Below are 22,690 nucleotides of genomic sequence, written 5' to 3'. Positions count from 1 at the left end.
AGTGCCTAATTAGCCCTTCGCCGGGCGATTGCCAGCGGTGCACGTGCGAATTTTGCATGGGCCGCGTCCGCTGCTAGACGAACCGCATGCCCCGCATGTTCATCTTCGGCCTCGGCTACACCGCCCGCATCATTGCCCGCGATCTCGAAGCGCGGGGCTGGGAAGTGATCTCCACCGGCAGCGAAGGCACACTGTCCTTCGACGACGAAGGCACCGTCCGCATGGCGCTGGCGGATTCGGACCACGTGCTGTCCTCGGTCCCGCCCGGCCGTGAGGCGCGCGGCGAACCGCCGGAGCCGGTGCTCGAACGGTATAGTGATGCCCTCAAGGGCAAGGCGCTTTCCTATCTCTCGTCCACCGGCGTCTATGGCGACACCGGCGGCGCATGGGTCGACGAATCAGCCCCCACCGGAACCGGACGCCGCACATCGCGCAGCGAAGCGGACGCGGCATGGCTGGCGCTCGGCGCCCGGGTCTATCGCCTGCCCGGCATTTACGGCCCGGGCCGTTCGATGCTGGAACGGGTACAGGAAGGCCGCGCGCACCGGATCGATCTGCCGGGGCAGGTCTTCAGCCGCGTGCATGTGGATGACATTTCTGCCGGTGTGATCGCCGGCCTCTTGGCCCCGCCAGGCGCCTACAATCTCGCCGACGATCTGCCCTGCAGCCAGAACACGGTCGTCGAGGAAGCCTGCCGGCTTCTCGACCTGACTCCACCCCCGCTGCTGGCGCTGGACGAGGCCGGGCTCTCGCCCATGGCGCGCGCTTTCTATGCCGAGAACCGGCGCGTGGCGAACGGCAAGGCCAAGAGGGTTCTGGGCTGGCGCCCGCGTTATGCGGACTACGCCGCGGGCTTGCGCGCGCTCAGGGCGACGATGAGCCCCGCCATCGCCAGTACTGCCCCGGCCACCGCGACTGGCGTCCAGCGATAGCCTTCCAGCATGGTCGACAGCAGCATCGCGATCACCACCACCACCACACCGTTGTAAGCCGCCTTGCCCGCGCCAAGTTGTCGGATCAGCGTATAGTAGAGCGGGAAAGTCACGACCGATCCGAACAGGGCCAGATAACCCGTCCCCAGCCAGTAGCCGGAACTGACCGGCACCACCGGCGGTCCGGCGGTGATCCACGCCAGCACGACGTCACACACCGTTCCATAGAGCATGGCCCAGGCGAGCAGGCTGACCATCGGCAGACGCTGGCCCGTCTCGTTCGCCTGAATCACATTCGACACCGAGGCACACAGCATCGCGATCAGCGCAAACACCACGCCGAGCACGACTTTGCCCTGCACCGGCGCCTCTCGCGCCTCGTGGACGAGCAGCAGCAGGATGCCCGCGATCGCGATCAAACTCCCCACGGCGAAACGCGACGTGATTGGCTGCTTCAGCAAAACCCGCGCCAGTATCGCATTGGGCACCAGAAGCAGTGCAATCATGACCGCGACGATGCCCGAAGTCAGATGCAGTTCGGCGCGATAGACGAAATTGTAGTTCCCGCAGAACTGGGTGACGCCGACGAACAGCGCCAGCCACTGGCCATCGCGTCCCAGCCGCAGGTTCTTGCCCATGGCCAGCGCAACCAGAAACATCGCTGGTGTCGCCAGCATGAAACGCCAGGCGACCGACCAGCTGGCCGGTACGTCGCCAATCTGCCCGGTGATGACCCACCAGGTCGATCCCCAGATCAGCGACACCAGCGCAAACGGCAGGAACACCGCGGGGCGCAGGAAGGAGGGTGCGGCATCCCCGCTCATGGCCGGAACCTCACAAGCCGGAAATCGCACGTGCCAGCGCGGAGACGTGCTCGTCCTGCGAATCCCATGCCGTCACCAGCCGGGCGGCATCGTCGCCCCAGTCGTAGAAGCCGAAACCCTGCCCGCGCAGCGCCGCGCGTTCGTCGGCCGTGCAGGAAAGAAACACTTCGTTGGCCTCGACTGGATGCAACAGACGGGTGCCCGCCGCAGCGCCGATCCCGCCAGCGGCAGCATTGGCAGCGCGCGCATTGTCGAGCCACAGGCCGCTGTCCAGCATGGCGAGGATCTGCGCGGCCATGAACCGGCCCTTGGATTGCAGGTGCCCGGCGCGCTTGCGGCGGAAACGGATCATCTGCGCGGCCGCGGGATCGAAGAACACGATCGCCTCCGCTCCCATGCCGCCGTTCTTCACGAAGCCGAAGCTGAGGGCATCGACCCCGGCGCAGGCTTCAGAGGGCTCGCAGCCGAGGAACGCGACGGCATTGGCAAAACGGGCACCGTCCATGTGCAGCCCCAGCCCGTGCGCCTGCGCGAAATCGGCCATCGCGGCAACTTCCTCCGGCCGGTAGACGCAGCCGTACTCGCTCGCCTGCGTGATCGAGATCGCGTGAGGTTGGACCTGATGCACGCCGTCGCGGATCGGATCGATGACCGCTGCGACCGCCTCCGGCGTGAACTTCGCGCTTTCGCCATCGGCCAGGAGCAGCTTGGCACCATGCAGGTAAAAACCCGGCGCGCCGCCCTCGTCCATCTCGATATGCGCCTCGCGGTGGCAGATCACCGCGCCGTGCGGCTGCACCATCGACGCCAGTGCGAGGCAGTTCGCCGCCGTTCCTGTCGACACCCACAGCGCCGCGCACTCGCGCCCGAACAGCGCGGTGAACGCCGCGTCGAGCTCGCGGCTCAGCGCGTCGCCGTCATAGGGCGCGTCGGCTGCATCAGCAGCCATCATCGCCTTCCAGACGGCGGGATGGACGGCAGCGGCATTGTCGGAGAGAAACTGCATGGCCATATGCCTGCGAGGCGGCGCGTTCGCCGTCAAGCCTTGCCATGCACAAGGAGAAATTATGGTCGGTGTGACCATCACCAAGCACGAAAACGGCCCCTCCGGCGAATACAGGGCCCATGTCGCCGACAGCGACGTCATCGGCCACCTGACCTGGGCGGAACGGGACGGCGTGCACTACGCCGAACATACACTTGTCCCACCCGCCATCGGCGGCCGCGGCGTCGCCGGACGGCTTGTGGAAGCCATGGTCGCCGATGCACGGGAGAATGGCTTCAAGATCGGGCCGGTGTGCAGTTATGTAGTCGCCGCCTTCGAAAGGCACCCCGAATGGGCAGACGTGGAGGCCTGACGTTTCGGGCTCTCAACCGGCTCCGTAACCTCCGCCACCGGGCGTTTCGATCACGAAGACATCGCCTGCCGACAGGCTGACAGAAGCCGTCGCGTCGAGGTTCTCCACGCTGCCTTCGGCCCGCTCGATACGGTTGCACCCCGGTTCGCCATCACCGCCCCCGTTTAGCCCGAACGGCGCGAACTTGCGGCGGTTGGCGAGGATTCCGGCCTGCATCGACTCAAGGAAACGCACTCGCCGCACCGCGCCGTCGCCACCCCTGTGCGCGCCCTTGCCGCCCGAGCCCCGGCGGATCGAGAATTCTTCCAGCAGAACCGGGAAATTGGTCTCCAGCACTTCGGGATCGGTCAGGCGGCTGTTGGTCATGTGCGTCTGCACCACGCTGGTGCCGTCAAAGTCCGGCCCTGCACCCGAACCGCCCGCAATCGTCTCGTAGTACTGGCGCGTAGCATCGCCGAAGGTGAAGTTGTTCATCGTCCCCTGCGAGGCCGCCATTGCCCCCAGCGCAGCGAAAAGCGCGTCGGTGATCGCCTGACTGGTTTCGACATTGCCCGCGACAACGGCGGCAGGCGCCTTGGGATGTAGCATGGACCCTTCGGGCACGAGCAGTGTGACCGGCCGCAGGCACCCTTCGTTCATCGGCACGGCATCGTCGAGCAGCGTCCGCACGACATAGAGCACGGCCGCGCGCACCACTGGCAACGGAGCGTTGAAGTTGTCGGGAAGCTGCGCGCTGGTACCTGCGAAATCGATCGTGATCCCGCGAGCCTCACGGTCGACCGAAACGGACACCCGGATTACCGCCCCGTTGTCCATCGGCACCGTGAAGGTGCCGTCGAACAGGCGGCCGATCAGCGCACGCACGGCCTGCTCGGCATAGTCCTGCGCATGGCCCATGTAGGCATCGACCACGCTACGCCCCTGTTCCGCCGCGAGGCGCCGCAGTTCGGACGCCCCGCGCGCGCAGGCGGCGAGCTGGGCGCGCAAGTCGGCGAGGTTCTGGTCGATGGCCCGCGAGGGATATGGGCCTGAAGCCAGCAGCGCGCGCATCACCTCTTCCTGCAAAGTGCCGCGATCGACCAGCAGGACGTTGTCCAGCAGCACGCCTTCCTCTTCGAGCGTGTGGCTGTCCGGCGGCATCGAGCCGGGGCTGATCCCGCCGATGTCCGCATGGTGCCCTCGCGCGGCAACAAACCATGCGGGCGCGGCATCGTCGCCCCCGGCGAAGACCGGCATGACCACCGTGACGTCGGGCAAATGCGTGCCGCCATCGTAGGGCGCGTTGAGCACATAGACGTCGCCCGGCAGCAGCCCGCGTCCGTCATCGACGCGGCGGCGCAGCACGGTGCGCACGCTTTCGCCCATCGAGCCCAGATGCACCGGCATATGCGGCGCATTGGCGATCAGGTTGCCCGCCCGGTCGAACACCGCGCAGGAGAAATCGAGCCGCTCGCGGATGTTCACCGAACTGGCGCTGAACTGCAGCGCGGCGCCCATTTCCTCGGCAATCGCCATGAACAGCGCGCCCATGATCTCCAGCCGCACCGGATCGCAGGCGGTGCTGGTATCGACAGACGCCTGCTGCGGAGCTTCGCGCGTCAACACCAGATTGCCGATCGCATCGACCCGCACGGCCCAGCCCGGCTCGACCACGGTGGTGGAGACATCATCGACCACCAGCAGCGGCCCCTCGGCGGTAAAACCTTCCGCCAGTCCCTCGCGCAGATAGAGCGGCACCTCGTGCGAAGCGCCGTCGGTCCAGATCGCAACCTGTTCGGCAGGTAGCCGGGATTCCTGCGGAAGCGCCAATGTCGCCCCGCCACCGGTGTGACCACCCGCAATGGCCTCGACCCGCAGCGTTTCGGCAATCAGGGTCTCGCCCGCGCCGAAGCCGAAACGGCGTTGCCAGCCGCCCCGGAAGCCCGCGCGCATGTCTTCCAGTGAACCGACCCGCACTTCGACGGCATTGTCGCTGCCTTTCGGGCGGATCGCCACTGTGGCTTCAATCCGGATCGCAGCGGCCGCCAGTCCTTGCGCTGCAAGACCAGCCCGCGCCGTCACGCCGAGAGCGGCCACGGCATCTTCGATCGCTGCCAGACCCTCCGCATCGAGCGGCGCCGCCAGCGTCTGCTGCTGGAGCAAGCGCCTGTCCGCCAGCCCCATGCCATAGGCCGAAAGCACCGAGGCGAGCGGGTGACACAACACCGTCGTCACGCCCAGCGCATCGGCGACCTTGCAGGCATGCTGCCCGCCCGCTCCGCCGAACGTGACGAGCGCGGCACGGGTGACGTCATGGCCCCGGCGCAGCGAGACGGTCTTGATCGCATTGGCCATGTTGGCGACGGCGATTTCGAGGAAGCCTTCGGCCGCTTCTTCGCGCGACAGCTCGCGCCCGGTGCATTCGCGCACTGCGGCGACCACTGCATCCATCCGCTCCTGCGCGGCGTCCAGCGAGAGCGGTTCGTCGCCCGCCGGGCCGAACACATGCGGAAAATGCGCCGGGCGCAGCTTGCCGAGCAGCAGGTTGCAGTCGGTTACCGCCAGCGGCCCACCGCGCCGGTAGCAGGCAGGACCGGGCACAGCCCCCGCACTTTCTGGCCCCACGAGGAAACGCGCGCCGTCGAAACGGCAGATCGAGCCACCACCCGCCGCCACTGTCTCGATACGCATCATCGGCGTGCGCACGCGCGTTCCGGCGACGCGCGTCTCGCTATCGCGCTCGTACTGTCCGGCATAATGCGACACGTCGGTGGAAGTGCCACCCATGTCGAAACCGATCACGTGATCGAAGCCGGCCTCCTTCGCCACCGCCGCCATGCCGACGATCCCACCCGCCGGGCCCGAGAGGATCGCGTCCTTGCCGCGAAACGCTTCGCCCGTTGTGAGCCCACCGCTCGACTGCATGTAGAGCGCATCGACACACGGCCCCAGCCCCACCTCCAAGCCCGAGACATAGCGGCGCAGGACCGGCGAAAGGTTCGCGTCCACCACCGTGGTGTCCCCGCGTGCGATCAGTTTGATCAGCGGCGCGACTTCATGGCTGACCGAGACCTGCGTAAAACCGACCTCGTGCGCAATCTGCGCCAGCCGCGCCTCGTGGGCGGTGTAGCGGTAGCCATGCATCAGCACGATAGCGACGGCACGCAGGCCCCGGACGAGAGCCTCTTGCAGCCCCTTGCGCGCAGCAACCTCGTCCAGCGAAACATGGACCGTGCCGTCCGCACCAACCCGCTCCTCGATCTCCAGCACATCGCCATGCAACGGCTCGGGCAGCACGATATGGCGCGCGAAGATGTCTGGCCGTTCCTGCGTGCCGATACGCAGGGCATCGCCGAAGCCGCGCGTGATCGCCAGCAGCACCGGCTCACCCTTGCCTTCGAGCAGGGCATTGGTGGCCACCGTGGTGCCGAGCCGCAGTTCGGCGGCGGGCAGATCGCCCTCCGACACGCCGGTGAGGCGCCGCATGGCCTCGACCGCTGCATCTTCGTAACGCCCAGGATCTTCGCTCAGCAGCTTGAGCCGCTCGAACCGTCCATCCGGCGCACGGGCCACCACGTCCGTGAAAGTGCCGCCGCGGTCGACCCAGAATTGCCAGCGCTGATCCGTCATAGTCGTCCTCATGCCAAGGGACCGTCGGAATTCCTAGCGCCTCGAAGCTCGCTCATGGCGGATTGGCAATATAAAATAAAACAATTGATTTAAACTGGTGCAGCCCTTACCAGCGCATCGAGAACACGCACAGGGAACGGCAGCCCACTGCCATTCCCGCCACAAATCGCCGCGGAGCAGCTGAAAGTGCAGTCAAGCGAGCCACTGCAGTCCCGCCCGAAACGAGCCGATCACCGGCGCGAGACAACGCGTCTGGCCATCATCGAGGCGGCCGAGACCCTCTTCGCCGAACGCGGCATTGACGCCGTTTCGCTCCGCGAGATCGGTGCGGCCGCCGGAGCGAAAAACACCGCCGTGGTGTCCTATCACTTCGGTGACAAGGAAGGCCTCCTCGACGCGATCCTGCATTCCCGGTTGCCCGCGTTCGATACGCGCCGGGCCGGGCTTCAGGCCCAGGTCAAAGGCGAGCCGGATGTCACGGCCATTCTGAGGGTACTGGCGCTGCCGATATTCGAGCAACGCAACAGCCAGGGAAAGCGCAGCTATGCAGCATTCCTCGGGAGTCTGGGCCGTTCGCAGTTCCGTGACGTCTGGGCCCCCAACAAGAGCGCCATTCCCGCCACCATGGAACTGGGCGCGAAACTGCGGGAACAGATGCCGGCCGGGACAGGGCGCTTCTACGAAGAACGCCTGTTTGCCTGCACGGCCATGCTGACCTCAGCCATCGAGGCCATCGACAGGCGCCTTGACCTCGACGCCGAGGCCGAACGGGCCCTGTTCAATGATGCGATCCGCATGGCTGCCGCCGCTTTCACCGCGCCATTCGTACAATAACCAGGACCGCGGATCATTCCGCTGAAACAGCGAGATCATTTGGGAGAGGATACACAATGAACAGATCGACAAGCCTATTCGATCGCAGAACCATCCTCGCGGCAGGAGGCGCTCTCATGGTCTGTTCCGCGGCTGCCCGCGCCGTTGCGCCGGCAAAAAGCGATGCGGGAACGAAACTGGTGCTGCTCGGCACCACCGGCGCGCCCTATTTCATTCCCGAACGCAAGATGATCGGGCAGGCCGTCGTGATCGATGGCCGGGTTTACCTGATCGACGCGGGCTATGGCGTGGCAGGCCGGATGGTCGAAGCGCACCTGCCCTTCGAGAAGGTCGCAGGGATATTCGTCACCCACATGCATGCCGACCACATTGCGGACTTTCCCATCATTGCCGAACAGATCGCCATGTCGCAAGGCATCTCACCTGTCGGCGTGTTTGGCCCGGAAGGGATCCGCGCAACCTGTTCCGGCGCGCTGGAAACCTTCACCGAGACCTTCAAGGCGCGCCAGATGATGATGCAGGGCATTCCCGCGCCGAGCGATCGCTTTGCCGTGACGCAGATCGCTGCGAACGGGGTGATCTTCCAGGATGACCGGGTCGAGGTGAGCGCACTGGCTGTGCCGCATCCGCCGATCCCCAGTTACGCATACCGGTTCGACAGTCAGGACCGGTCCATCGTGTTTTCGGGCGATACCCGCATGTTCGAGGGGCTGGCAGAATTCGCGAAAGGCGCCGACGTGCTGGTGCACGAAGCGATCTATTTGCCCGGCTTTGCCGCCCCGCCCTACAACATGCCTGAAGCCATGGTGAAGATGGCAACGTCAGTGCACACGACGCCTGAACAGGCAGGCCAGATCGCTCAGCAGGCAGGCGTCAAGACGCTGGTATTGTCCCACCTCATTCCCGGCCAGACGACGACGCCTGATTCAGTCTGGCACTCGGAGGCTGCGAAGCATTTCAAGGGCCGGATCATCGTCGGGCACGACCTGATGGTTATCTGACCGGAGCAGTGCCAAACCTTTCCCGCAGAATGTCGAACGCCGTGCCCGGCCCTTCGGCCAGCCTCGTCTCGATCATCTCGCAGACCTCTTCCGGGCCATGCACCGATGTATCGATGACGAGATCGGAGACTTCGTTACGGTACACTTCCTCATAGAACCACGGGCGCAGGCGGGTGAGGCGGTCGATGATCTTCCTCGCCGCGTCCTCGCCCAGCAGGTCGACCGGGATCTTCTTGTCCATGCGGCGCTCGGCAACGCGGCGTTCGAGCACTTCGAAGGGCGGCTTCAGCGTGACCAGCAGCACCGGCAGGCCCACGGTGCGGCGCACGAGGTCCTGCAGCACCGGCGGATCACTCATCAAGAGGTGGTCGAACACCACGTTGAGACCCTGCCGCGAGGTTGCCGCCATCCACTCGTGGAGCGCCGCGAAGGCCGCCGTGCCCTTGGGGCCGAAGCGCCAGCGCAGCGGGCCATCGGGGTCGGCGGAGTCGATCGGGACCGCCTCGATCCCCTCGGCCGCGCGCGGGCCATGATGGCCGAACTTTGCAGGCAGGGTGTTGGCGGTGAAGTGGTCGATGCCGTAGAGCAGCCAGTAATCGTCCTGCCGCTTCTGGAACAGCTCGCAGGTGGTCGACTTGCCCGAGCCCGAGGTGCCGTTGACGACGACGATCTGACCCGGACCCGTCATGCCTCGCTCCCCAGTGCAATTTCCCCGCGCGCGATGCGGCGGAAACGTTCGGCGGGCGAGAACTCCTGGTTGTCGCCCCAGTGCTCCACCCCGTCCCAGTCCCAACGGGTGAGCGACCAGACCACGGTGTGATCGGTATAGCCGGTGAAGACGAGCCCGGGGTCGATCCAGCCGGTCGCCTCCATGCTGCGCCCCATCTGGTCCTTTGCCTTCCACAGGACCTTGGCGGGGCCGAACTCACCCCATTCGAGCACTTCGCGGTGGCCGGAGATCAGGCTGGCCATCTCGCCGTCCTTCCAGATGAAACCACCGATGGAGATAGCTTCGCGTCCCTCGCCCATGGCGATGGCGTGGAAGGCGCTGCCGTCGGCGATGCCCCAGAAGTAGCCGCCGCAGGCCAGCGATTCGTATTCGCGTGCGCCATAGGAAGTATCGCGCATCGAGAAGCAGTCTATCGTGAAGGTCTCACCGTGGCGCACGGCCTTGCCGGTCATGCGACCGGGCTGCTCGATGTGGAACTTGGCGGTGGCGGCCTGCCCGGCATTCCCGGTCCTGAGCTCGTGCATCGGGCCGATTGCGGTCCAGGTCAGGTCGAGCAGGAGGCCATCCTTGTCGTAGTCGATCTTGTAATGCGCAAGCGGCTCGATCATCCGGCACGAGAGCGAATTGCGCGCCGTCATGTCGAACTTGCCACGCACCTCCGGCGGCAGCGCCTGCAGGTGACTCCACTGGTAGTGCAGACAGTTCCACTGATACGTGCCACTCGGATCCCACAGCACCGGGCCGCCGTTGAGCATGCCCATGTTGGGACGGAAGTAGTACTGGATCATCCCGTGGATGTGCCGCTCGGGGATCGAGAGCGAGAACCAGACGCTTTCGTTCCAGTAAGGATTGTCGTCGCGTCCGGCACCGAAATGGTCGGCAAAGCTCAGATCAGTCATTGGGGAGCCTTTCCTTCCGGCCATTTGATATCGAGACGAAGCCGCGTGAGCGTCAGCGTGGCAATGCGCCATGCGCCGTCCTCCACACGGTAGGTTTCATGGTAGTGGCCGCGTCCGAGGATCGACTTCCACCCCTCGCGCGGATGGGCGGTGTCCCAGACGATCACGTCCTGCATGGCCCAGATGCCTGAGGCGCTTTCCGCGTCCTGCACCTCGATCTCACCGGTCAGCCCCTGATGGCACGACACGGCGTGTTCAAGCGAGGTCCTGAGGCTCTGCGCATAGGCCGCACCGCCGCTGAGCCACACGCGGCCGTCCGGGGTGCGAATCTCGAGATCGTGCGTGAAAACGGCTGCGAGCGCATCCCACTGCTTGGTGTCCATCAGACGGAAATAGCGCGCCTTGAGATGACGGATCTCCTCGATCGCCTCGAGGCGTTCCAGCCTGTCCATGCCCTCTCCCCAGTATCGTTTAGGGAAGGGAAGCAGGGCATCAGTCCGATTTCAAGCGCAGCACGCGCGAGGGTTTCGATAGGAGGCCCGGGGCGACCCGGTTCAGGCCCCGTCCCAGCCGCGCGCCAGGAAGGTGGTGGCCAGCCCAGCCAGATAGGCCGCACCCTGCGGCATCACGCTTTCATCGACCATCATCCTTGTCGAGTGGATGCCGCAGCAGTGCGCCCAATCGTCGCCCGCGTGACTGACGCCAAGGAAGAACATCGCGCCCGGCACCTTTTCGAGTACGTAGGCAAAGTCCTCCGCGCCCATGATCGGATCGGCGAGGCGCAGGAAGGCCTGCTCTCCAAACATGTCGTGCGCCACCGTCTCGCCGAAATCGACAGCGCCCGCATCGCACAGGGTAACGGGGAAGCCTTCGAGGATGGTCACCTCGGCGGTGAGGCCATGGGCGCCCGCGATGCCTGCCACGAGCAGCGGCAGCTCTTCCTTCAGCCGCGCGCGGTTGACGGCGGAGAGCGTGCGCATCGTGCCGGTCATCCGCGCGGTGTCGGGCACGACGTTGTGCGTAGTGCCGGCCTCGATCTTCGAGATCGATACGACCACCGGATCGAACACGCTGTAGCGCCGCGCCACCATGGTCTGGATGGCGCTCACGATCTCGCAGGCAACCGGCACCGGATCGAGCGTGTCGTGAGGCATCGAGGCGTGGCCGCCGCGCCCGGTCACCGTGATCTCAAGCAGGTCAGCGGCGGCGAGCAGTGCTCCGGCACGTCCGCCGACAAGGCCATGCGGGGCATTGGGCATAACGTGCAGCGCGAAAGCCGCGTCTGGCAGTGGACGGCCGAAGCCCTCGCCGCCGAGCAGTCCGTCCTCCAGCATGAAGCGGGCGCCGTGATAGCCTTCCTCGCCCGGCTGGAACATGAAGCGGACTTCGCCCTTCAGGCTTGCCGCCTGTCGCGCGAGGATCTCGGCCGCGCCCGCCAGCATCGCGGTGTGTGCATCGTGCCCGCAGGCGTGCATCGCGCCGGGAACCTGCGAGGCGAAGGGCAGGCCGGTTTCCTCGGGCATCGGCAGCGCGTCCATGTCTCCGCGAAGGAGCACGCAGGGGCCCTCGCCCGCGCCGCCTTTCAGCGTGGCGACCATGCCGGTGGTGGACGGCCCCTCCTGCCATTCGAGCGGCAGGTGGGCCAGCGCCGCGCGCACCTTGTCGCGCGTCTTCGGGGTATGCAGCCCGATCTCGGGTTCGGCATGGATGGCCCGGCGAAGGGCAACGATGCGGTCTGAAAGGGAGGCGGCTTCGGCAACGAGAGTCGGGGACATGGCTGCCATGATAGACGGCCTCAGGCGTCTGTCGAGCCGGGTTCCTCGACGATCGGGACAATCTCCTCCCGCTCGATCTTCTGCAGCGTGCGCCAGGCCATCACGCCCATCGCGACATAGGACACCCCGCCCGCCAGGGCGACCGCCCAGGCCGCCCCGCTCGGGCCAACGGGAATGAACAGGACCAGCCCCACGGCGAGCGCTGCCACCGCCATCAGCCGCGCGGTCAGCGAAAGCCGGGCGCGTCCGGTGGAATGAAGCACCGGCTCGAAGGCGACGCTGGCAAGGTCGAAGCTGGCAGCAATGGCGAGCGGCACGAGAATCGCCGCGCCACCTTCGAAGGCTTCACCGCCGATCAGCGCGAGCAGCTGCCTGCCGGCCACCAGCGCCACCCCGACCACGGCCAGCCCGGCGAGCCCGGCGATCGCGCTCGTCTGCAGCGCCAGCTTGCGAAACTCGGCAGCTTCGGAAGAGACGCGCACACGCGCCACTTCCGCATAGACCGAGCGGGTCAGCAGCGTGGAGAGCTTGCTCAGCGCCTGCGAGAGCTGCGAGGCAAGGCGGTAGAGACCCGCCGCGCGGGTGCCGACCCAGCCGCCGACGACGAGCAGCGGCCCGTTCTTCATCGTCGCATCGATCGTCGCCCCGGCATAGGTCACCCAGAAGAAGTGCCCGACGCCGGGGTTTTCCCTGAGCGCGAGGCGCCACTTGAAGAGATTGCCGGGACGCACGGCCTGCGGACACAGCCGCCGCGCCATGATCCAGTAAAGTACCGATTCGAGAATATCGATCGCAGCCCATGCGAACAGGAAGCGGCCCACCGATGGCCCGGTCAGCCAGATCACCACCGCCGCGATCAGGCGTCCGGTGGGCACCACAGCCTCGACATAGACCGCCATGTCGAACCGGTGCAGCGCGCGCACGATCCCGGTCGGTGCGGAGACCAGCGCCCAAAGCGAGGCGCAGCTGAACCAGAAGGCCATGTCGATATAGTTGGGATTGAGATCGAGCACATGGGAAAAGCCATAGATCACCACCGCCGCCAGCGCGCAGCCCGCCACCGCACCCGCCGCGTCGAGCAGACCGCACAGCATCCCCAGCCGGCCGAACTTGTCCCACTCCCCGGCATGGACATGCTCGCTGCCGTAGCGCACAACGACGCGCCAGGTCTGGAACCCGGCAATGGCGATCAGAGCCTGCGCGGTGCCGAAGATCAGCGAGAAGTGGCCGAAGTCCTTCAGCCCCAGCGTGCGCGTGAGAATCGCAAGATAGAGCAGTCCGCAGACCGCGCCGAATCCCTTGCCGCCAAGCAGCCAGGCCGTGTTCTGAAGTATCCGCCCCAGGGGAGAAACATTCTCAAGGCGGTCGCGTTTGGCGGACATTGCGGTGCATTTGGACGAGGGAACCTCCACTTGCAAGGATTGAGGCGATGACCTGCGGCGAAACGAGTGGAGCCGCCACCCGGACCTTTCCCTTTGCTGCCGCAGCGGCTAGAGGGCCCGGTTTCCCCCCAACGATACGCAAAGCCGGATCATGATCGAACACGCCATCCTTCTCAGCGCCGGCCAGGGCTCGCGCCTGCTCCCACTCACCGCCGAGCGGCCCAAATGCCTCATCGACTTCTCGGGCAAGTCGCTGATCGAATGGCAGGTGGAGATGCTCGCGCGCGGCGGCGTGAAGCGGATCGACGTGGTCACCGGCTTCATGACCGACATGCTGGAAGAGCACCTGAACGCGATCACCGATCCCCGCGTCGAGATCACGGTGCGCTTCAATCCCTTCTACAAGGTCGCCGACAACCTCGGCTCGTGCTGGATCGCCCGCGAAGCGATGCGCGGCGACTTCCTGATCCTCAACGGCGATACGCTCATCTCCGAGGATATCGTCCGCAAGGTGCAGCAAGGTGCCAAGGATTCGAACGGGAAGCCGTGGCCGGTTGCCGTGACCGTGGACGTCAAGCCGGACGGCTACGACAGCGACGACATGAAAGTGGAGCGCGAGGCCGATGGCCGCCTCGTCCACATCGGCAAGACCCTCACCGCGCAGCAGTCGAACGCCGAATCGATCGGTTTCCTCGCCTTTCGCGGCGAAGGCGCGGACCTGTTCCGCGAAACCGTGCGGCAGGCGATGCGCACGCCCGAAGGCGTGCAGCACTGGTATCTCAAGGTCATCGATTCGATCGCGCCCACCGGCAAGGTGGGCACTGTCTCGATCGAGGGGCTTGACTGGGCCGAGGTCGATTTCCTCAACGATATCGAGATCGCGACGAAGCTGACCGACACCTGGGCATGACGGCCGCCCCAGGCCAGCTAGCGGCAACGCGGGCGGCCTGGATCGCCTTCGTCATCGGCTCGGGCTTTTTCCTTTTCGAGTTCGTCGCCCGAATCGAACCCAGCCTCGACACCACCGCGATCGCCAGCTTCTTCGGACTTACGAAGTCCGGCTTCGGCACGCTCTCCAGCCTGTTCTTCTGGATCTACGCGCCGATGCAGATCGTCGTCGGGCTGCTGCTCGACCGCTTCGGCGCGCGCAAATTCATTGTCGGCGGGAGCCTGTGCTGCGCGGCGGGTGTGCTCCTCTTCGCCGCAACCAGTGTGGCAGGCGTAGCGGCGGCAGGCCGGGTGCTGACCGGATTCGGCGCGTCCTTCGCCTTCGTCTCGGCGCTCTGGCTGGTGAACCACTGGTTCGCGCCAGAACGCTTTGCGCTGCTCTCCGGCGCGGTCAACGCCACCGGCATGGTTGGCGCCGCGATCGGTGCGGTGCTGCTTTCGGACCTCGTCGGGACGGCGGGATGGCGCACCGTATTCATCGGGTCAGGTCTCGCCGGACTCGGCATTTTCGTGGCAGCCCTGCTGTTCCTGCGCGAGCCGCATTCGCCCGCGAGCGAGGCGGATACCGGTGCAGTCGAACACGTCCGCCAGAGCCTCGCCATGGTGATGGGCAATGGCCGGGCCTGGGCCATCGCGGTCACGGGCATGCTCTATTATCTGCCAGTCAACGTCTATGCCGGGCTGTGGGGCACCACCGAACTGGTGACCGATCACCACCGCGCCCAGATCACGGCAGAAACGATCGTCTCGATGGTGTTCTGGGGCATGGCTCTGGGCAGCGTGTTCGGTGGCTGGCTCTCCGACCGGCTGGGCCACCGCAAGTATCTCGTGCTGGGGGGTGCCGTGCTGACGGCGCTGGCCTATCTGGCCGTGCTCTACCTGCCGCTGCCCGCCTTTACCGAGGGTGCGGTGCTGCTGGCTGGTGGTTTCTTCGGCGGCTTCCAGATGCTGACCTTCGCCATGGCCAAGGAAGGCATGGCGAACGACGTCGCCGGCACCACGGTCGCCTTCGTGAACATGATCGGCATTGCCGGGGCGCTGGTGTTCCAGCCGCTGGTGGGTTTTCTCGCTGATGCCACCGGCGGCAATTTCACGCTGGCTTTGGCGACAATGCCCGCCTGCGTCGCGCTGGCGGCACTGATCGTGCTGTTCGTGCCCGAATACCGGCACCCGGATCACGTTTCGGACGGTACATAAGGCCGTGTCCTCGATCCCACTCGGCCCGCTGATGCTGGCGAGCGAAAGGCTCGCGGCAGTCGTGTGCATCGCCGTGTTCCTGTTCGTGGCGGGGCGCCTCGCCCGGCAGACGCAGGCGCGCGTGGATGCCACGGCCTGGCGCGCGCTTCTGGCCGGTCTGGTGACGGCCCGCGCGGCCTATGTCCTTCTCCATTTCGAAGCCTTCCGGGCAGAGCCCTGGTCGGTTCTGGCGATATGGCAGGGCGGCTTTGCGCTCTGGCCGGGGCTCATGGCCGGCCTCGCGGTGGTCGCGGTCATGCTGCGCCGGTCGCGCGCTGCGATTGTGCTGGGCGGCACGGCCACGGCGCTGGCGCTCTTCATGGAGCTGGCCATGCCAATGCTGCGCCCGGCCCCCCGCCCGTTTCCGACGGGATTGACGCTCGTCACTCTGGACGGGCGCCCGGTGGCGCTCGACAGCCTGCGCGACAGGCCCTTCGTGCTCAACGTCTGGGCCAGCTGGTGCGGCCCGTGCCGGCGCGAGATGCCAATGGTCACGGACGTGGCGCGCGCGTCGGCCGTGCCGGTATTCCTTGCCAATGCAGGCGAGGACATGGACACGATCCGGCACTACCTCTCCGAGCAGGGCCTGCCCGGCGATCGGGTACTGGCCGATCCCACGCACGACGCAGTTCAGGCCCTCGAAACGCAGGCGTTGCCCACCACATTGTTCATCGACAGGTCGGGCACGATCGTGTCCAGCCACGTCGGCGAGATTTCCCGCGCCGGACTGACGGCGCAGATCGAGGCTCTGGAAAGGACCCCGCCATGATTTCCCCCGCCCTGCGCGCCTGCCTGATTGCGGGCTTCGCCCTCGCGGCAGCGCTGACTCCGGCCGCAGCCCCGGCGCAAAAGGCCGGGAACGAGTCCCGGTCCGCCGAAGCGCGGCAATTGCGCGCGCAGATTCGCAACGACCCGCTCGCACCCACGGCGGGTGCGAAGGACGGCGATGTCACCGTGGTGATCTTCTCGGACTACCAGTGCCCCTATTGCCGCCGCTTCGACACCACACTCAATGCACTGGTCAGGTCCGACCCGAAAGTGCGCGTCGTCTATCGCGACTGGCCACTGCAGGGGGCAGGATCGATGCTGGCCGCGCGTGCCGCGATTGCCGCGCAGTACCAGAACAAGCACGCCGCCTTCCATGCCGCGCTCATGCAGGTACCGGTGCGGCTGGATGAACCGACAATCCGGCAGGCCGCCCGCACCGCTCGCATCGACTGGAACCGGCTGCAAAACGACATGAAGACGCACAAGGATGAGATCGACGCCCTGCTCGTGCGCAACTTCCGCTATGCGGACATCATGGGGCTGGAAGGAACGCCCGGCCTGATGATCGGCTCCTACCTGATCCCGGGTCTCGTCGATCTCGCGACGCTGCAGAAAACGGTGGCAAGGGTCCGCAAGGACGGAGGGGAATGATCCCTCAGCCGAAGTAACCCTTCAGCCAGCTGACCAGCGCGGCCAGATCTTCCCCTTGCAGCGCCACGGCATGGCCGAGATCGGGAACCTTGGGCCAGCCCACATCGACGAATTCGCGTCCCTGCCAATCACGCGCCCCCTCGTAGCGCGGGATAACGTGGAAGTGCACGTTCGGGTCGACCATCATCAGCATCAGGTAGTTGAGCCTGGCATAGTCCACCGCCGCACCCAGCGCGCGCTCGATCGCGGTCGTGGCCTGCTTGAGTTCGGCATGGGCTTTTGCAGGCAGGTCGGAAAAGGCGATCGCATCCGACTTCGCGGCCAGCACCAGCGAACCGAGCGTCGGCTGGGCCGGACGGGCGAGCACCACCCAGTGATCGAATTCAGCCACCAGCGTAGCCGGGTAGCCGAACTTCTCCATGGTCACGTTCATCGCTGCTCTCCCTTGCTCAGTCTTCCGACAGCCACGAACTGATCGTACCGCCACGCGCCCGCACCATCCAGGCCTGGACCAGGCGCACGGCGTGGATCAGGCACGACAGCGCCGTCCACCATGCCACCGCGATCAGGCCCAGATCGGGCCGCGCGAACAGCATCGCGACGAAGAGGATCACCATGTTCGGATTGCGCCGCGCGGTGATCAGGCGAAACCGGCTGTCGAACCGGCGCCAGACGTGGATGTGCATCATGCCGTTCTGGCGCATGAACACACCCTCGATCAGGCGCTGGACGACATAGCCGCCCTGGATCGCCCCCTGCACCCACCAGAACGTGGCGGTGTCATACTCCAGCCCCCAGAACGCGAGGCCGGTCGCCCAGAAGTACCACCAGAACGGCGGATGGACGAGGTCCATGCCGTGGTCGAAGATATTGCCCCAGTGCGAGGAGGTGATCGTGCACCGCGCGAGCTTGCCGTCGACGGTATCGAGCACCATGAACACGAGCCCCGTCGCCATGCCAGCCCAGTAGTGCCCATAGGCAAACAGCACCGTCGCCACCACGCAGAACACTGCGCCCACGGTCGTCACCATGTTGGGCGTGATGTGCAGCTTCGCGCAGATGCGCGTGAGCACCAGTGCCCATTCGGGCCAGAGGTATTTGGTAAGCAGGTCGGTCACGCCCTTGTAGGCGCCGAAATAGCTGGCGCGCTCGATCGCCCGCACCGAGCCTGGCGTCAGCGCCATCAGGAACGGCGTCTCGCGCTTGCGCAACTGCTTGTTCTCGATCGTCGGCCCGCTCTCGAAGGCGACCACGGTGAGGCCGGTGCCATCGGTAAGCGGCGTGTCCGCGGTCATGGCCTGCGCGATTCGGGCAGCTTGCCCGGCATCGGCGGCATGGGCCAGCGCGGGGACGCCCCCCAGCGTGAGCACCATGCCCGGCTGGGTCACGATGTGGCGAAACCACGCCGGGTCCCAGGCATGCGCAGCGTTCGAAAGAATCGCGGGGCCTTGCGGCACGGACGGGGACGGTGTGAGCTTCGATGCGCGGGCGATCCGGCCATTGCGCTCGGCCATCGTCAGCCCCCAGAGTTTGACGGAATTCTCGCCAAGAGTAACGACTGGCAGGGCGTCGGCCGGCGTGGGGGTAGTACTGTCCATGGACGGCGCCGTAATCCAGGTGTGCGAGACTGGCAATCGGGGGGCGCCGAACGTGGCAGGAGCGCCACAGCCGCCACACAACTGTAACATTAATGTGTCAGCTAGCATTTCTTGGTGATTTTGCGGGCGGCTGACACTACATAGGCGCCCGTGCACGGAACCATTTACGAATTTGAAACGCTGCCGGGCTTCGGCAAGTCCAGCCCGTCCGGCAAGTCCAGCCCCTCCCGGCCTGCGCGCCGCGGACGGGCGGTCCCGCTCGTCGGTATCGTCCGCAATCCCCGCAGCCACCGCAACAAGGGGCTGGCGCCGGAAATGGCGGAATGCTCCAACATCCTGACCGAAACGCCCCGGACACGTGAGGATCTCTACCACACGCTCGCCGGCTTCGCGCGCCGCGGGATCGACTATCTGGTCATCGACGGCGGCGACGGTACCGTTCGTGACGTATTGTCGTGCGGTTCGGACGTGTTCGGCGAAGACTGGCCCGCGCTGATCGTGCTGCCCAAGGGCAAGACCAATGCGCTCACCGTCGATCTGGGGCTGCCCAATCACTGGTCGCTGGCCGAAGCCCTCGCCGCGGCGCACCGGGGTTATACCCAGACCCGCCGCCCCTTGCGCATTACGCCCGCCGAAGGGGATGCCGAGGGTCGCTGCGTGCAGGGTTTCATCCTCGGCACCGGGGCTTTCGCGATCGCGACCGAAGCCGGGCAGGAAGCCCACCGCCGCGGCGCATTCAACAGCTTCGCCGTGGGACTGACGGTCCTGTGGGGCATTGCCCAGACGCTGTTCGGCCGCACCGGCAATCCCTGGCGCAAGTGCACGCCCACCCGCATCACCAACCGTGAGACCGGCCGCGAACTGCCGCATCCCGGCCCCGGCCGCGAGGACGAGCGATTCCTGACGGTCGCCACCACGTTCGAGAAGTTCCCGCTGGGCGCACGCCCCTTCGGCCGCGATCCGGCGCCGGGCCTCAAGATGGCGGTGATCGACTGGCCGGTGCGCTGGCTGATGGCACTGCTGCCGCTGGTGCTGTTCGGCCTCTACGGCAAAGTCATGACCCGCAAGGGCGCACAACGCTTCCACGCCAGCGACCTCGACCTCGACATCGGCGGACCGTTCATCCTCGACGGGGAAGCCTTCCCGGCAGGACGGTATGTGCTCGACGAGGGACCGCAACTGACTTTCGTCGTCCCCTGAATTCTCCATCGGGGTTGCTTGATTTCGAAGCGCCCCTGCAGGAGCATCGCGGCATGAGCGAGGACCTCGACAGTTCAGGAACGCTGGCGGCGCGCATTGCCACTGCGCTCGAACGCCCGGTGGAGCTCGCGGTACGCGCCTTTGCCGAGCGGCTGGCGCCGGTCGATGCGCTGGGCGTGCTGTTCTACGGCTCCAACCTGCGCACCGGTTCGCTCGAAGGCGTGCTCGATTTCTATGTGCTGACACAAGGGCCGCAGCACGAGAAGATCTGGCCGCGCGTGAGCTATCACGAATGGACCTGCGACGGCGTGCCGCTGCGCGCCAAGGTGGCGACGATGGCGCTCGAGACTTTCCGCGCCGCCGCTTCCGGAGAATTGCTCGACACGACGATCTGGGCCCGCTTCGTCCAGCCTTGCGCGCTGGCATGGGAACGCGATGCCCAAGCAGGCGCGGCGATTGCTGATGCCGTTGCGCAGGCCGCCTGCACCGCCGCACGGCTGGCGGTTGCGCTCGGTCCGGCCTCGGGCACGCCCGACGACTACTGGCGCGCCTTGTTTCGCGCGACCTACGCCGCCGAATTCCGCGTCGAGAAGGCCGGGCGCGAGGATTCGATCCTTGCCGCCAACCGCGATCACTTCGACGGCCTTCTGCCGCTCGCGCTGATCGCCGGAGGCATGGACTTCGCGCGTGGTTCGGGCAGCACGATCCGCCCGGACATGCCGCCCACCAATCGCGCTCGCCTGCTCGGCTGGTGGAAGCACCGCCAGCGACTGGGCAAGCCCTACAACGTGCTGCGCCTGCTCAAGGCCTCGACCACCTTCGACGGCGCCGCGCGCTATGCCGCATGGAAGATCGAGCGCCACACCGGCGTGCCCGTGGCAGTGACGCCCTGGCGGGAGCGTCACCCGGTACTCGCCGCGCCGGGCGTGCTCTGGCAGGTCTGGCGCCAGCGCAAGGCGGGGGACCACCCGGCATGACGCCCGCGCCCCAGATGCCCTCCGCGCTCATACTGGCGGGCTCCCGCCCCGGCCCGCCCGATCCTGTCGCGGCGTCCGAAGGCGTGTGGCACAAGGCCCTCGTCACGATCGAGGGCCAGACCATGCTCGCCCGCGTCGCCGGGGCACTGCGCGAAGCGGGAATCAAGCGGATCGCCGTGTCCGCTTCCGATCCGCAGGTGATGGACCACGCCCGGGCCCTCGGCTGCGAAGTCCTCCTCTCGGCCAGCGGCCCCAGCTCCAGCGTCGCCATCGGACTGGAAAAGCTCGGCGCGCCGCTGCTGATCACCACCAGCGATCACGCGCTGCTGCGTGCGGAATGGGTCCGCGATTTCGTGGCCGACACGCCGCGGGACGCCGACGTCGCCGTGCTCCTGGCCCGGCGCGAGGCAATCGAAGCAGCCATGCCCGGCAGCCGCCGCACTTACCTGCGCTTCGCCGACGGTCAGTGGTCGGGCTGCAATCTGTTCCTGCTCGTCCACGAAAAGGCGAACGCGGCAATCGAGACCTGGAAGATGGTCGAGGCCGACCGCAAGCGACCCTGGCGCATCGCTGCCCGGCTCGGCGTGGGAATGCTCGCCAGCTATGCGCTGGGCCGCCTGACTCTGACACAAGCCATCGCCGGGCTAGGCCACCGCATCGGCATCAGGGCGCATCTGGTAGCCGCCCGCGACGGCCTTGCCGCTGTCGATGTCGACAAGCCGCAGGACCTCGCCGATGCCCGCGCGATTATCGCGGCACGGAATGCGGTCTGAGTCTGGCGGATGACTGGACGTCCGGATTCGATAGCACCCGACGACACAGTGAATGACCGGAAAGTCGGGGTGAGCGGACATATCCCTTGTTTACGCAGGTGGCAGGTAGCCCCCACAGTCGTTATGATGAAAACAACGTAAATGACTGACCCGCTTTCCCGCATCCGCCATTTGCCCCGCGTGGCACTCGCCCATCTACCGACGCCGATGGAACGGCTCGGTCGGTTGGGAGCGGCAATTGGTCTGAGCAACTTATGGGTAAAGCGGGACGACTGCACGGGGCTTGGCTTCGGTGGAAATAAGGTCCGCAAACTGGAGTTTGATCTGGCGGCTGCCCGCGAGGTCCGCGCAGACTGCATAGTCTGTGGCGGCGTCGCGCAATCGAACGTTGCCCGGCAGGTTGCGGCGGCCTGTGCCAAACTGGGCATCGAGTGTCATCTTGGCATCATGCGGGGCAGGGTTTCCGTGCCTGAGCCTGCTTATGGCGAAAGCGGCAACATCCTGCTTGATCGGCTCTATGGTGCGATCATTCACGAGATCGAGTGGAGCGAGGACCGCAACTCAGGGCTGCAACGGCTTGTCGAAAGCCTGCGAAAGGCGGGCCGAAACCCGTACCTGGTGCCTTATGGCGCATCGGACGCGCTCGGCGCACTTGGTTATGTCCTTGCAGCAGAAGAGATCGTGAACGCCTGCCCAAATGTGCGATGGATAGTGCATGCCAGTGGCAGTGCCGGCACACAGGCGGGATTGGTAGGCGGTCTGCTCGCACTCGGTCATCCGGCTCGGGTTGTTGGCATCGATGTGGACGCACAGCCTGAACGCGTAAGTGCCGATGTTTGCCGGATCGGCAAAGAGGTTGCGGCCCTGCTCGGATGCAACGACTGGCGTGACGATTTGGTAGAGGTGGCTCGGCATTGGAGTGCCGGAAGCTATGGTACTTCGGACAAGACGACGCGCGAAGCGATTCAGATGGCGGCACGCCTTGAAGGTTTGGCGTTAGACCCCGTTTACACCGGAAAGTCGCTAGCGGGGCTAATCGGTTTGGCCAGGCAGAGAAAATTTGCAGAGGATGAGCCGGTCGTTTGGATACACACCGGGGGTGGTCCCGGCATTTTTGCTTACCCGGCGTTGATGGCATCCATAGCCTCGACCGCTTAATACTAGCCGAGAAAACTGAATTTACGCGCTGACCAGA

General features: G+C 66.1%; 22 protein-coding genes. 12 read left to right on the top strand and 10 right to left on the bottom strand.

The features are described from left to right. Positions 1-86: 86 nt before the first annotated feature. Positions 87-932: an SDR family NAD(P)-dependent oxidoreductase gene (locus tag MTR64_RS18235; protein ID WP_243995932.1), complete on the top strand. Its 846-nt coding sequence runs from the start codon at positions 87-89 to the stop codon at positions 930-932. On the opposite strand, the gene MTR64_RS18230 is transcribed toward MTR64_RS18235, so the two are convergent. Both MTR64_RS18230 and MTR64_RS18225 read right to left on the bottom strand, forming a co-directional pair. Continuing rightward, the gene (locus MTR64_RS18230) at positions 842-1,756 is read right to left on the bottom strand and encodes a DMT family transporter (protein ID WP_243995931.1); all 915 of its coding nucleotides are present in this window, start codon (positions 1,754-1,756) and stop codon (positions 842-844) included. The genes MTR64_RS18235 and MTR64_RS18230 overlap by 91 nt on opposite strands. A gap of 10 nt (positions 1,757-1,766) precedes the next feature. After that, positions 1,767-2,762 carry a threonine aldolase family protein gene (locus tag MTR64_RS18225; protein ID WP_243995930.1) on the bottom strand — a complete coding sequence of 332 codons (996 nt, stop codon included), beginning with the start codon at positions 2,760-2,762 and terminating at the stop codon, positions 1,767-1,769. 61 nt (positions 2,763-2,823) lie between these two features. On the opposite strand from MTR64_RS18225, the gene MTR64_RS18220 reads away from it, so the two are divergent. Then, positions 2,824-3,114 carry a GNAT family N-acetyltransferase gene (locus MTR64_RS18220; RefSeq protein ID WP_243995929.1) on the top strand — a complete coding sequence of 97 codons (291 nt, stop codon included), beginning with the start codon at positions 2,824-2,826 and terminating at the stop codon, positions 3,112-3,114. Positions 3,115-3,126: 12 nt separating this feature from the next. Here the strand turns inward: MTR64_RS18220 and MTR64_RS18215 are convergent, their stop codons facing one another. After that, complete coding sequence (locus MTR64_RS18215) at positions 3,127-6,723, bottom strand: hydantoinase B/oxoprolinase family protein (protein ID WP_243995928.1); 3,597 nt, start codon at positions 6,721-6,723, stop codon at positions 3,127-3,129. 186 nt (positions 6,724-6,909) lie between these two features. Here MTR64_RS18215 and MTR64_RS18210 point away from each other — a divergent pair, with 186 nt between their 5' ends. Together MTR64_RS18210 and MTR64_RS18205 are read left to right on the top strand one after the other, a co-directional pair. After that, a complete protein-coding gene (locus MTR64_RS18210; RefSeq protein WP_243995927.1) occupies positions 6,910-7,557 on the top strand; it encodes a TetR/AcrR family transcriptional regulator in 648 nt (215 codons plus the stop codon). Positions 7,558-7,613: 56 nt separating this feature from the next. Beyond that, entirely contained in the window at positions 7,614-8,558 is a 945-nt protein-coding gene (locus tag MTR64_RS18205; RefSeq protein ID WP_243995926.1) for an MBL fold metallo-hydrolase, read from the top strand. Here MTR64_RS18205 and MTR64_RS18200 read toward each other — a convergent pair. The 5 genes from MTR64_RS18200 to MTR64_RS18180 form a co-directional block, all read right to left on the bottom strand. Next, complete coding sequence (locus MTR64_RS18200; RefSeq protein ID WP_243995925.1) at positions 8,551-9,246, bottom strand: chloramphenicol phosphotransferase CPT family protein; 696 nt, start codon at positions 9,244-9,246, stop codon at positions 8,551-8,553. The genes MTR64_RS18205 and MTR64_RS18200 overlap by 8 nt on opposite strands. Then, complete coding sequence (locus MTR64_RS18195) at positions 9,243-10,187, bottom strand: hypothetical protein (RefSeq protein WP_243995924.1); 945 nt, start codon at positions 10,185-10,187, stop codon at positions 9,243-9,245. The genes MTR64_RS18200 and MTR64_RS18195 overlap by 4 nt, the downstream gene beginning before the upstream one ends. Then, positions 10,184-10,639 carry a nuclear transport factor 2 family protein gene (locus tag MTR64_RS18190; protein WP_243995923.1) on the bottom strand — a complete coding sequence of 152 codons (456 nt, stop codon included), beginning with the start codon at positions 10,637-10,639 and terminating at the stop codon, positions 10,184-10,186. Before MTR64_RS18190 ends, MTR64_RS18195 begins: the two co-directional genes overlap by 4 nt. A gap of 102 nt (positions 10,640-10,741) precedes the next feature. Beyond that, entirely contained in the window at positions 10,742-11,962 is a 1,221-nt protein-coding gene (locus MTR64_RS18185; protein ID WP_243995922.1) for a M20 metallopeptidase family protein, read from the bottom strand. 20 nt (positions 11,963-11,982) lie between these two features. After that, positions 11,983-13,344 carry a lipopolysaccharide biosynthesis protein gene (locus MTR64_RS18180; protein ID WP_243995921.1) on the bottom strand — a complete coding sequence of 454 codons (1,362 nt, stop codon included), beginning with the start codon at positions 13,342-13,344 and terminating at the stop codon, positions 11,983-11,985. A 151-nt stretch (positions 13,345-13,495) separates the two neighbouring features. On the opposite strand from MTR64_RS18180, the gene MTR64_RS18175 reads away from it, so the two are divergent. From MTR64_RS18175 to MTR64_RS18160, 4 genes are read left to right on the top strand one after another with little or no spacing between them, the layout of a single operon-like run. Further along, positions 13,496-14,254, top strand: a complete 759-nt coding sequence (locus MTR64_RS18175; protein ID WP_243995920.1) for a sugar phosphate nucleotidyltransferase — start codon at positions 13,496-13,498, stop codon at positions 14,252-14,254. Then, complete coding sequence (locus tag MTR64_RS18170) at positions 14,251-15,489, top strand: MFS transporter (protein WP_243995919.1); 1,239 nt, start codon at positions 14,251-14,253, stop codon at positions 15,487-15,489. Before MTR64_RS18175 ends, MTR64_RS18170 begins: the two co-directional genes overlap by 4 nt. Positions 15,490-15,493: 4 nt before the next feature. Then, the gene (locus tag MTR64_RS18165; protein WP_243995918.1) at positions 15,494-16,297 is read left to right on the top strand and encodes a prolipoprotein diacylglyceryl transferase family protein; all 804 of its coding nucleotides are present in this window, start codon (positions 15,494-15,496) and stop codon (positions 16,295-16,297) included. Then, positions 16,294-16,947, top strand: coding sequence for a DsbA family protein (locus MTR64_RS18160; protein WP_243995917.1), 654 nt, complete (start codon positions 16,294-16,296; stop codon positions 16,945-16,947). Before MTR64_RS18165 ends, MTR64_RS18160 begins: the two co-directional genes overlap by 4 nt. A gap of 4 nt (positions 16,948-16,951) precedes the next feature. Here MTR64_RS18160 and MTR64_RS18155 read toward each other — a convergent pair whose 3' ends face one another. Both MTR64_RS18155 and MTR64_RS18150 read right to left on the bottom strand, forming a co-directional pair. After that, positions 16,952-17,380 carry an HIT family protein gene (locus tag MTR64_RS18155; RefSeq protein ID WP_243995916.1) on the bottom strand — a complete coding sequence of 143 codons (429 nt, stop codon included), beginning with the start codon at positions 17,378-17,380 and terminating at the stop codon, positions 16,952-16,954. A gap of 16 nt (positions 17,381-17,396) precedes the next feature. Further along, entirely contained in the window at positions 17,397-18,545 is a 1,149-nt protein-coding gene (locus tag MTR64_RS18150) for a CDP-alcohol phosphatidyltransferase family protein (protein ID WP_243995915.1), read from the bottom strand. A gap of 150 nt (positions 18,546-18,695) precedes the next feature. Here MTR64_RS18150 and MTR64_RS18145 point away from each other — a divergent pair, with 150 nt between their 5' ends. From MTR64_RS18145 to MTR64_RS18130, 4 genes are all read left to right on the top strand, one after another. Beyond that, positions 18,696-19,745: a diacylglycerol/lipid kinase family protein gene (locus MTR64_RS18145; protein ID WP_243995914.1), complete on the top strand. Its 1,050-nt coding sequence runs from the start codon at positions 18,696-18,698 to the stop codon at positions 19,743-19,745. Positions 19,746-19,798: 53 nt separating this feature from the next. Continuing rightward, the gene (locus tag MTR64_RS18140) at positions 19,799-20,722 is read left to right on the top strand and encodes a hypothetical protein (RefSeq protein ID WP_243995913.1); all 924 of its coding nucleotides are present in this window, start codon (positions 19,799-19,801) and stop codon (positions 20,720-20,722) included. Further along, positions 20,719-21,495, top strand: a complete 777-nt coding sequence (locus tag MTR64_RS18135) for a nucleotidyltransferase family protein (RefSeq protein WP_243995912.1) — start codon at positions 20,719-20,721, stop codon at positions 21,493-21,495. The genes MTR64_RS18140 and MTR64_RS18135 overlap by 4 nt, the downstream gene beginning before the upstream one ends. A 141-nt stretch (positions 21,496-21,636) precedes the next feature. Continuing rightward, positions 21,637-22,653 (top strand): D-cysteine desulfhydrase family protein, encoded by a 1,017-nt coding sequence (locus MTR64_RS18130; RefSeq protein ID WP_243995911.1) that lies wholly within the window; start codon positions 21,637-21,639, stop codon positions 22,651-22,653. Positions 22,654-22,690: the final 37 nt, after the last annotated feature.

It is taken from the genome of Novosphingobium album (ex Hu et al. 2023) (assembly GCF_022832385.1).
GTDB lineage: Bacteria > Pseudomonadota > Alphaproteobacteria > Sphingomonadales > Sphingomonadaceae > Novosphingobium > Novosphingobium album.
The sequence above is the reverse complement of the archived record's forward strand: the minus strand, read 5'-3'. Positions and strand labels throughout refer to the sequence as shown.

Excerpts from the sequence above, each read along its gene's own strand:
- MTR64_RS18160 (WP_243995917.1), top strand. The coding sequence starts at position 16,294 with ATGATTTCCCCCGCCCTGCGCGCCTGCCTGATTGCGGGCTTCGCCCTC.
- MTR64_RS18230 (WP_243995931.1), bottom strand. The coding sequence starts at position 1,756 with ATGAGCGGGGATGCCGCACCCTCCTTCCTGCGCCCCGCGGTGTTCCTG.
- MTR64_RS18180 (WP_243995921.1), bottom strand. The coding sequence starts at position 13,344 with ATGTCCGCCAAACGCGACCGCCTTGAGAATGTTTCTCCCCTGGGGCGG.
- MTR64_RS18135 (WP_243995912.1), top strand. The coding sequence starts at position 20,719 with ATGACGCCCGCGCCCCAGATGCCCTCCGCGCTCATACTGGCGGGCTCC.
- MTR64_RS18220 (WP_243995929.1), top strand. The coding sequence starts at position 2,824 with ATGGTCGGTGTGACCATCACCAAGCACGAAAACGGCCCCTCCGGCGAA.
- MTR64_RS18140 (WP_243995913.1), top strand. The coding sequence starts at position 19,799 with ATGAGCGAGGACCTCGACAGTTCAGGAACGCTGGCGGCGCGCATTGCC.
- MTR64_RS18155 (WP_243995916.1), bottom strand. The coding sequence starts at position 17,380 with ATGAACGTGACCATGGAGAAGTTCGGCTACCCGGCTACGCTGGTGGCT.
- MTR64_RS18190 (WP_243995923.1), bottom strand. The coding sequence starts at position 10,639 with ATGGACAGGCTGGAACGCCTCGAGGCGATCGAGGAGATCCGTCATCTC.
- MTR64_RS18170 (WP_243995919.1), top strand. The coding sequence starts at position 14,251 with ATGACGGCCGCCCCAGGCCAGCTAGCGGCAACGCGGGCGGCCTGGATC.
- MTR64_RS18225 (WP_243995930.1), bottom strand. The coding sequence starts at position 2,762 with ATGCAGTTTCTCTCCGACAATGCCGCTGCCGTCCATCCCGCCGTCTGG.
- MTR64_RS18235 (WP_243995932.1), top strand. The coding sequence starts at position 87 with ATGCCCCGCATGTTCATCTTCGGCCTCGGCTACACCGCCCGCATCATT.
- MTR64_RS18200 (WP_243995925.1), bottom strand. The coding sequence starts at position 9,246 with ATGACGGGTCCGGGTCAGATCGTCGTCGTCAACGGCACCTCGGGCTCG.
- MTR64_RS18175 (WP_243995920.1), top strand. The coding sequence starts at position 13,496 with ATGATCGAACACGCCATCCTTCTCAGCGCCGGCCAGGGCTCGCGCCTG.
- MTR64_RS18185 (WP_243995922.1), bottom strand. The coding sequence starts at position 11,962 with ATGTCCCCGACTCTCGTTGCCGAAGCCGCCTCCCTTTCAGACCGCATC.
- MTR64_RS18195 (WP_243995924.1), bottom strand. The coding sequence starts at position 10,187 with ATGACTGATCTGAGCTTTGCCGACCATTTCGGTGCCGGACGCGACGAC.
- MTR64_RS18130 (WP_243995911.1), top strand. The coding sequence starts at position 21,637 with ATGACTGACCCGCTTTCCCGCATCCGCCATTTGCCCCGCGTGGCACTC.
- MTR64_RS18150 (WP_243995915.1), bottom strand. The coding sequence starts at position 18,545 with ATGGACAGTACTACCCCCACGCCGGCCGACGCCCTGCCAGTCGTTACT.
- MTR64_RS18205 (WP_243995926.1), top strand. The coding sequence starts at position 7,614 with ATGAACAGATCGACAAGCCTATTCGATCGCAGAACCATCCTCGCGGCA.
- MTR64_RS18215 (WP_243995928.1), bottom strand. The coding sequence starts at position 6,723 with ATGACGGATCAGCGCTGGCAATTCTGGGTCGACCGCGGCGGCACTTTC.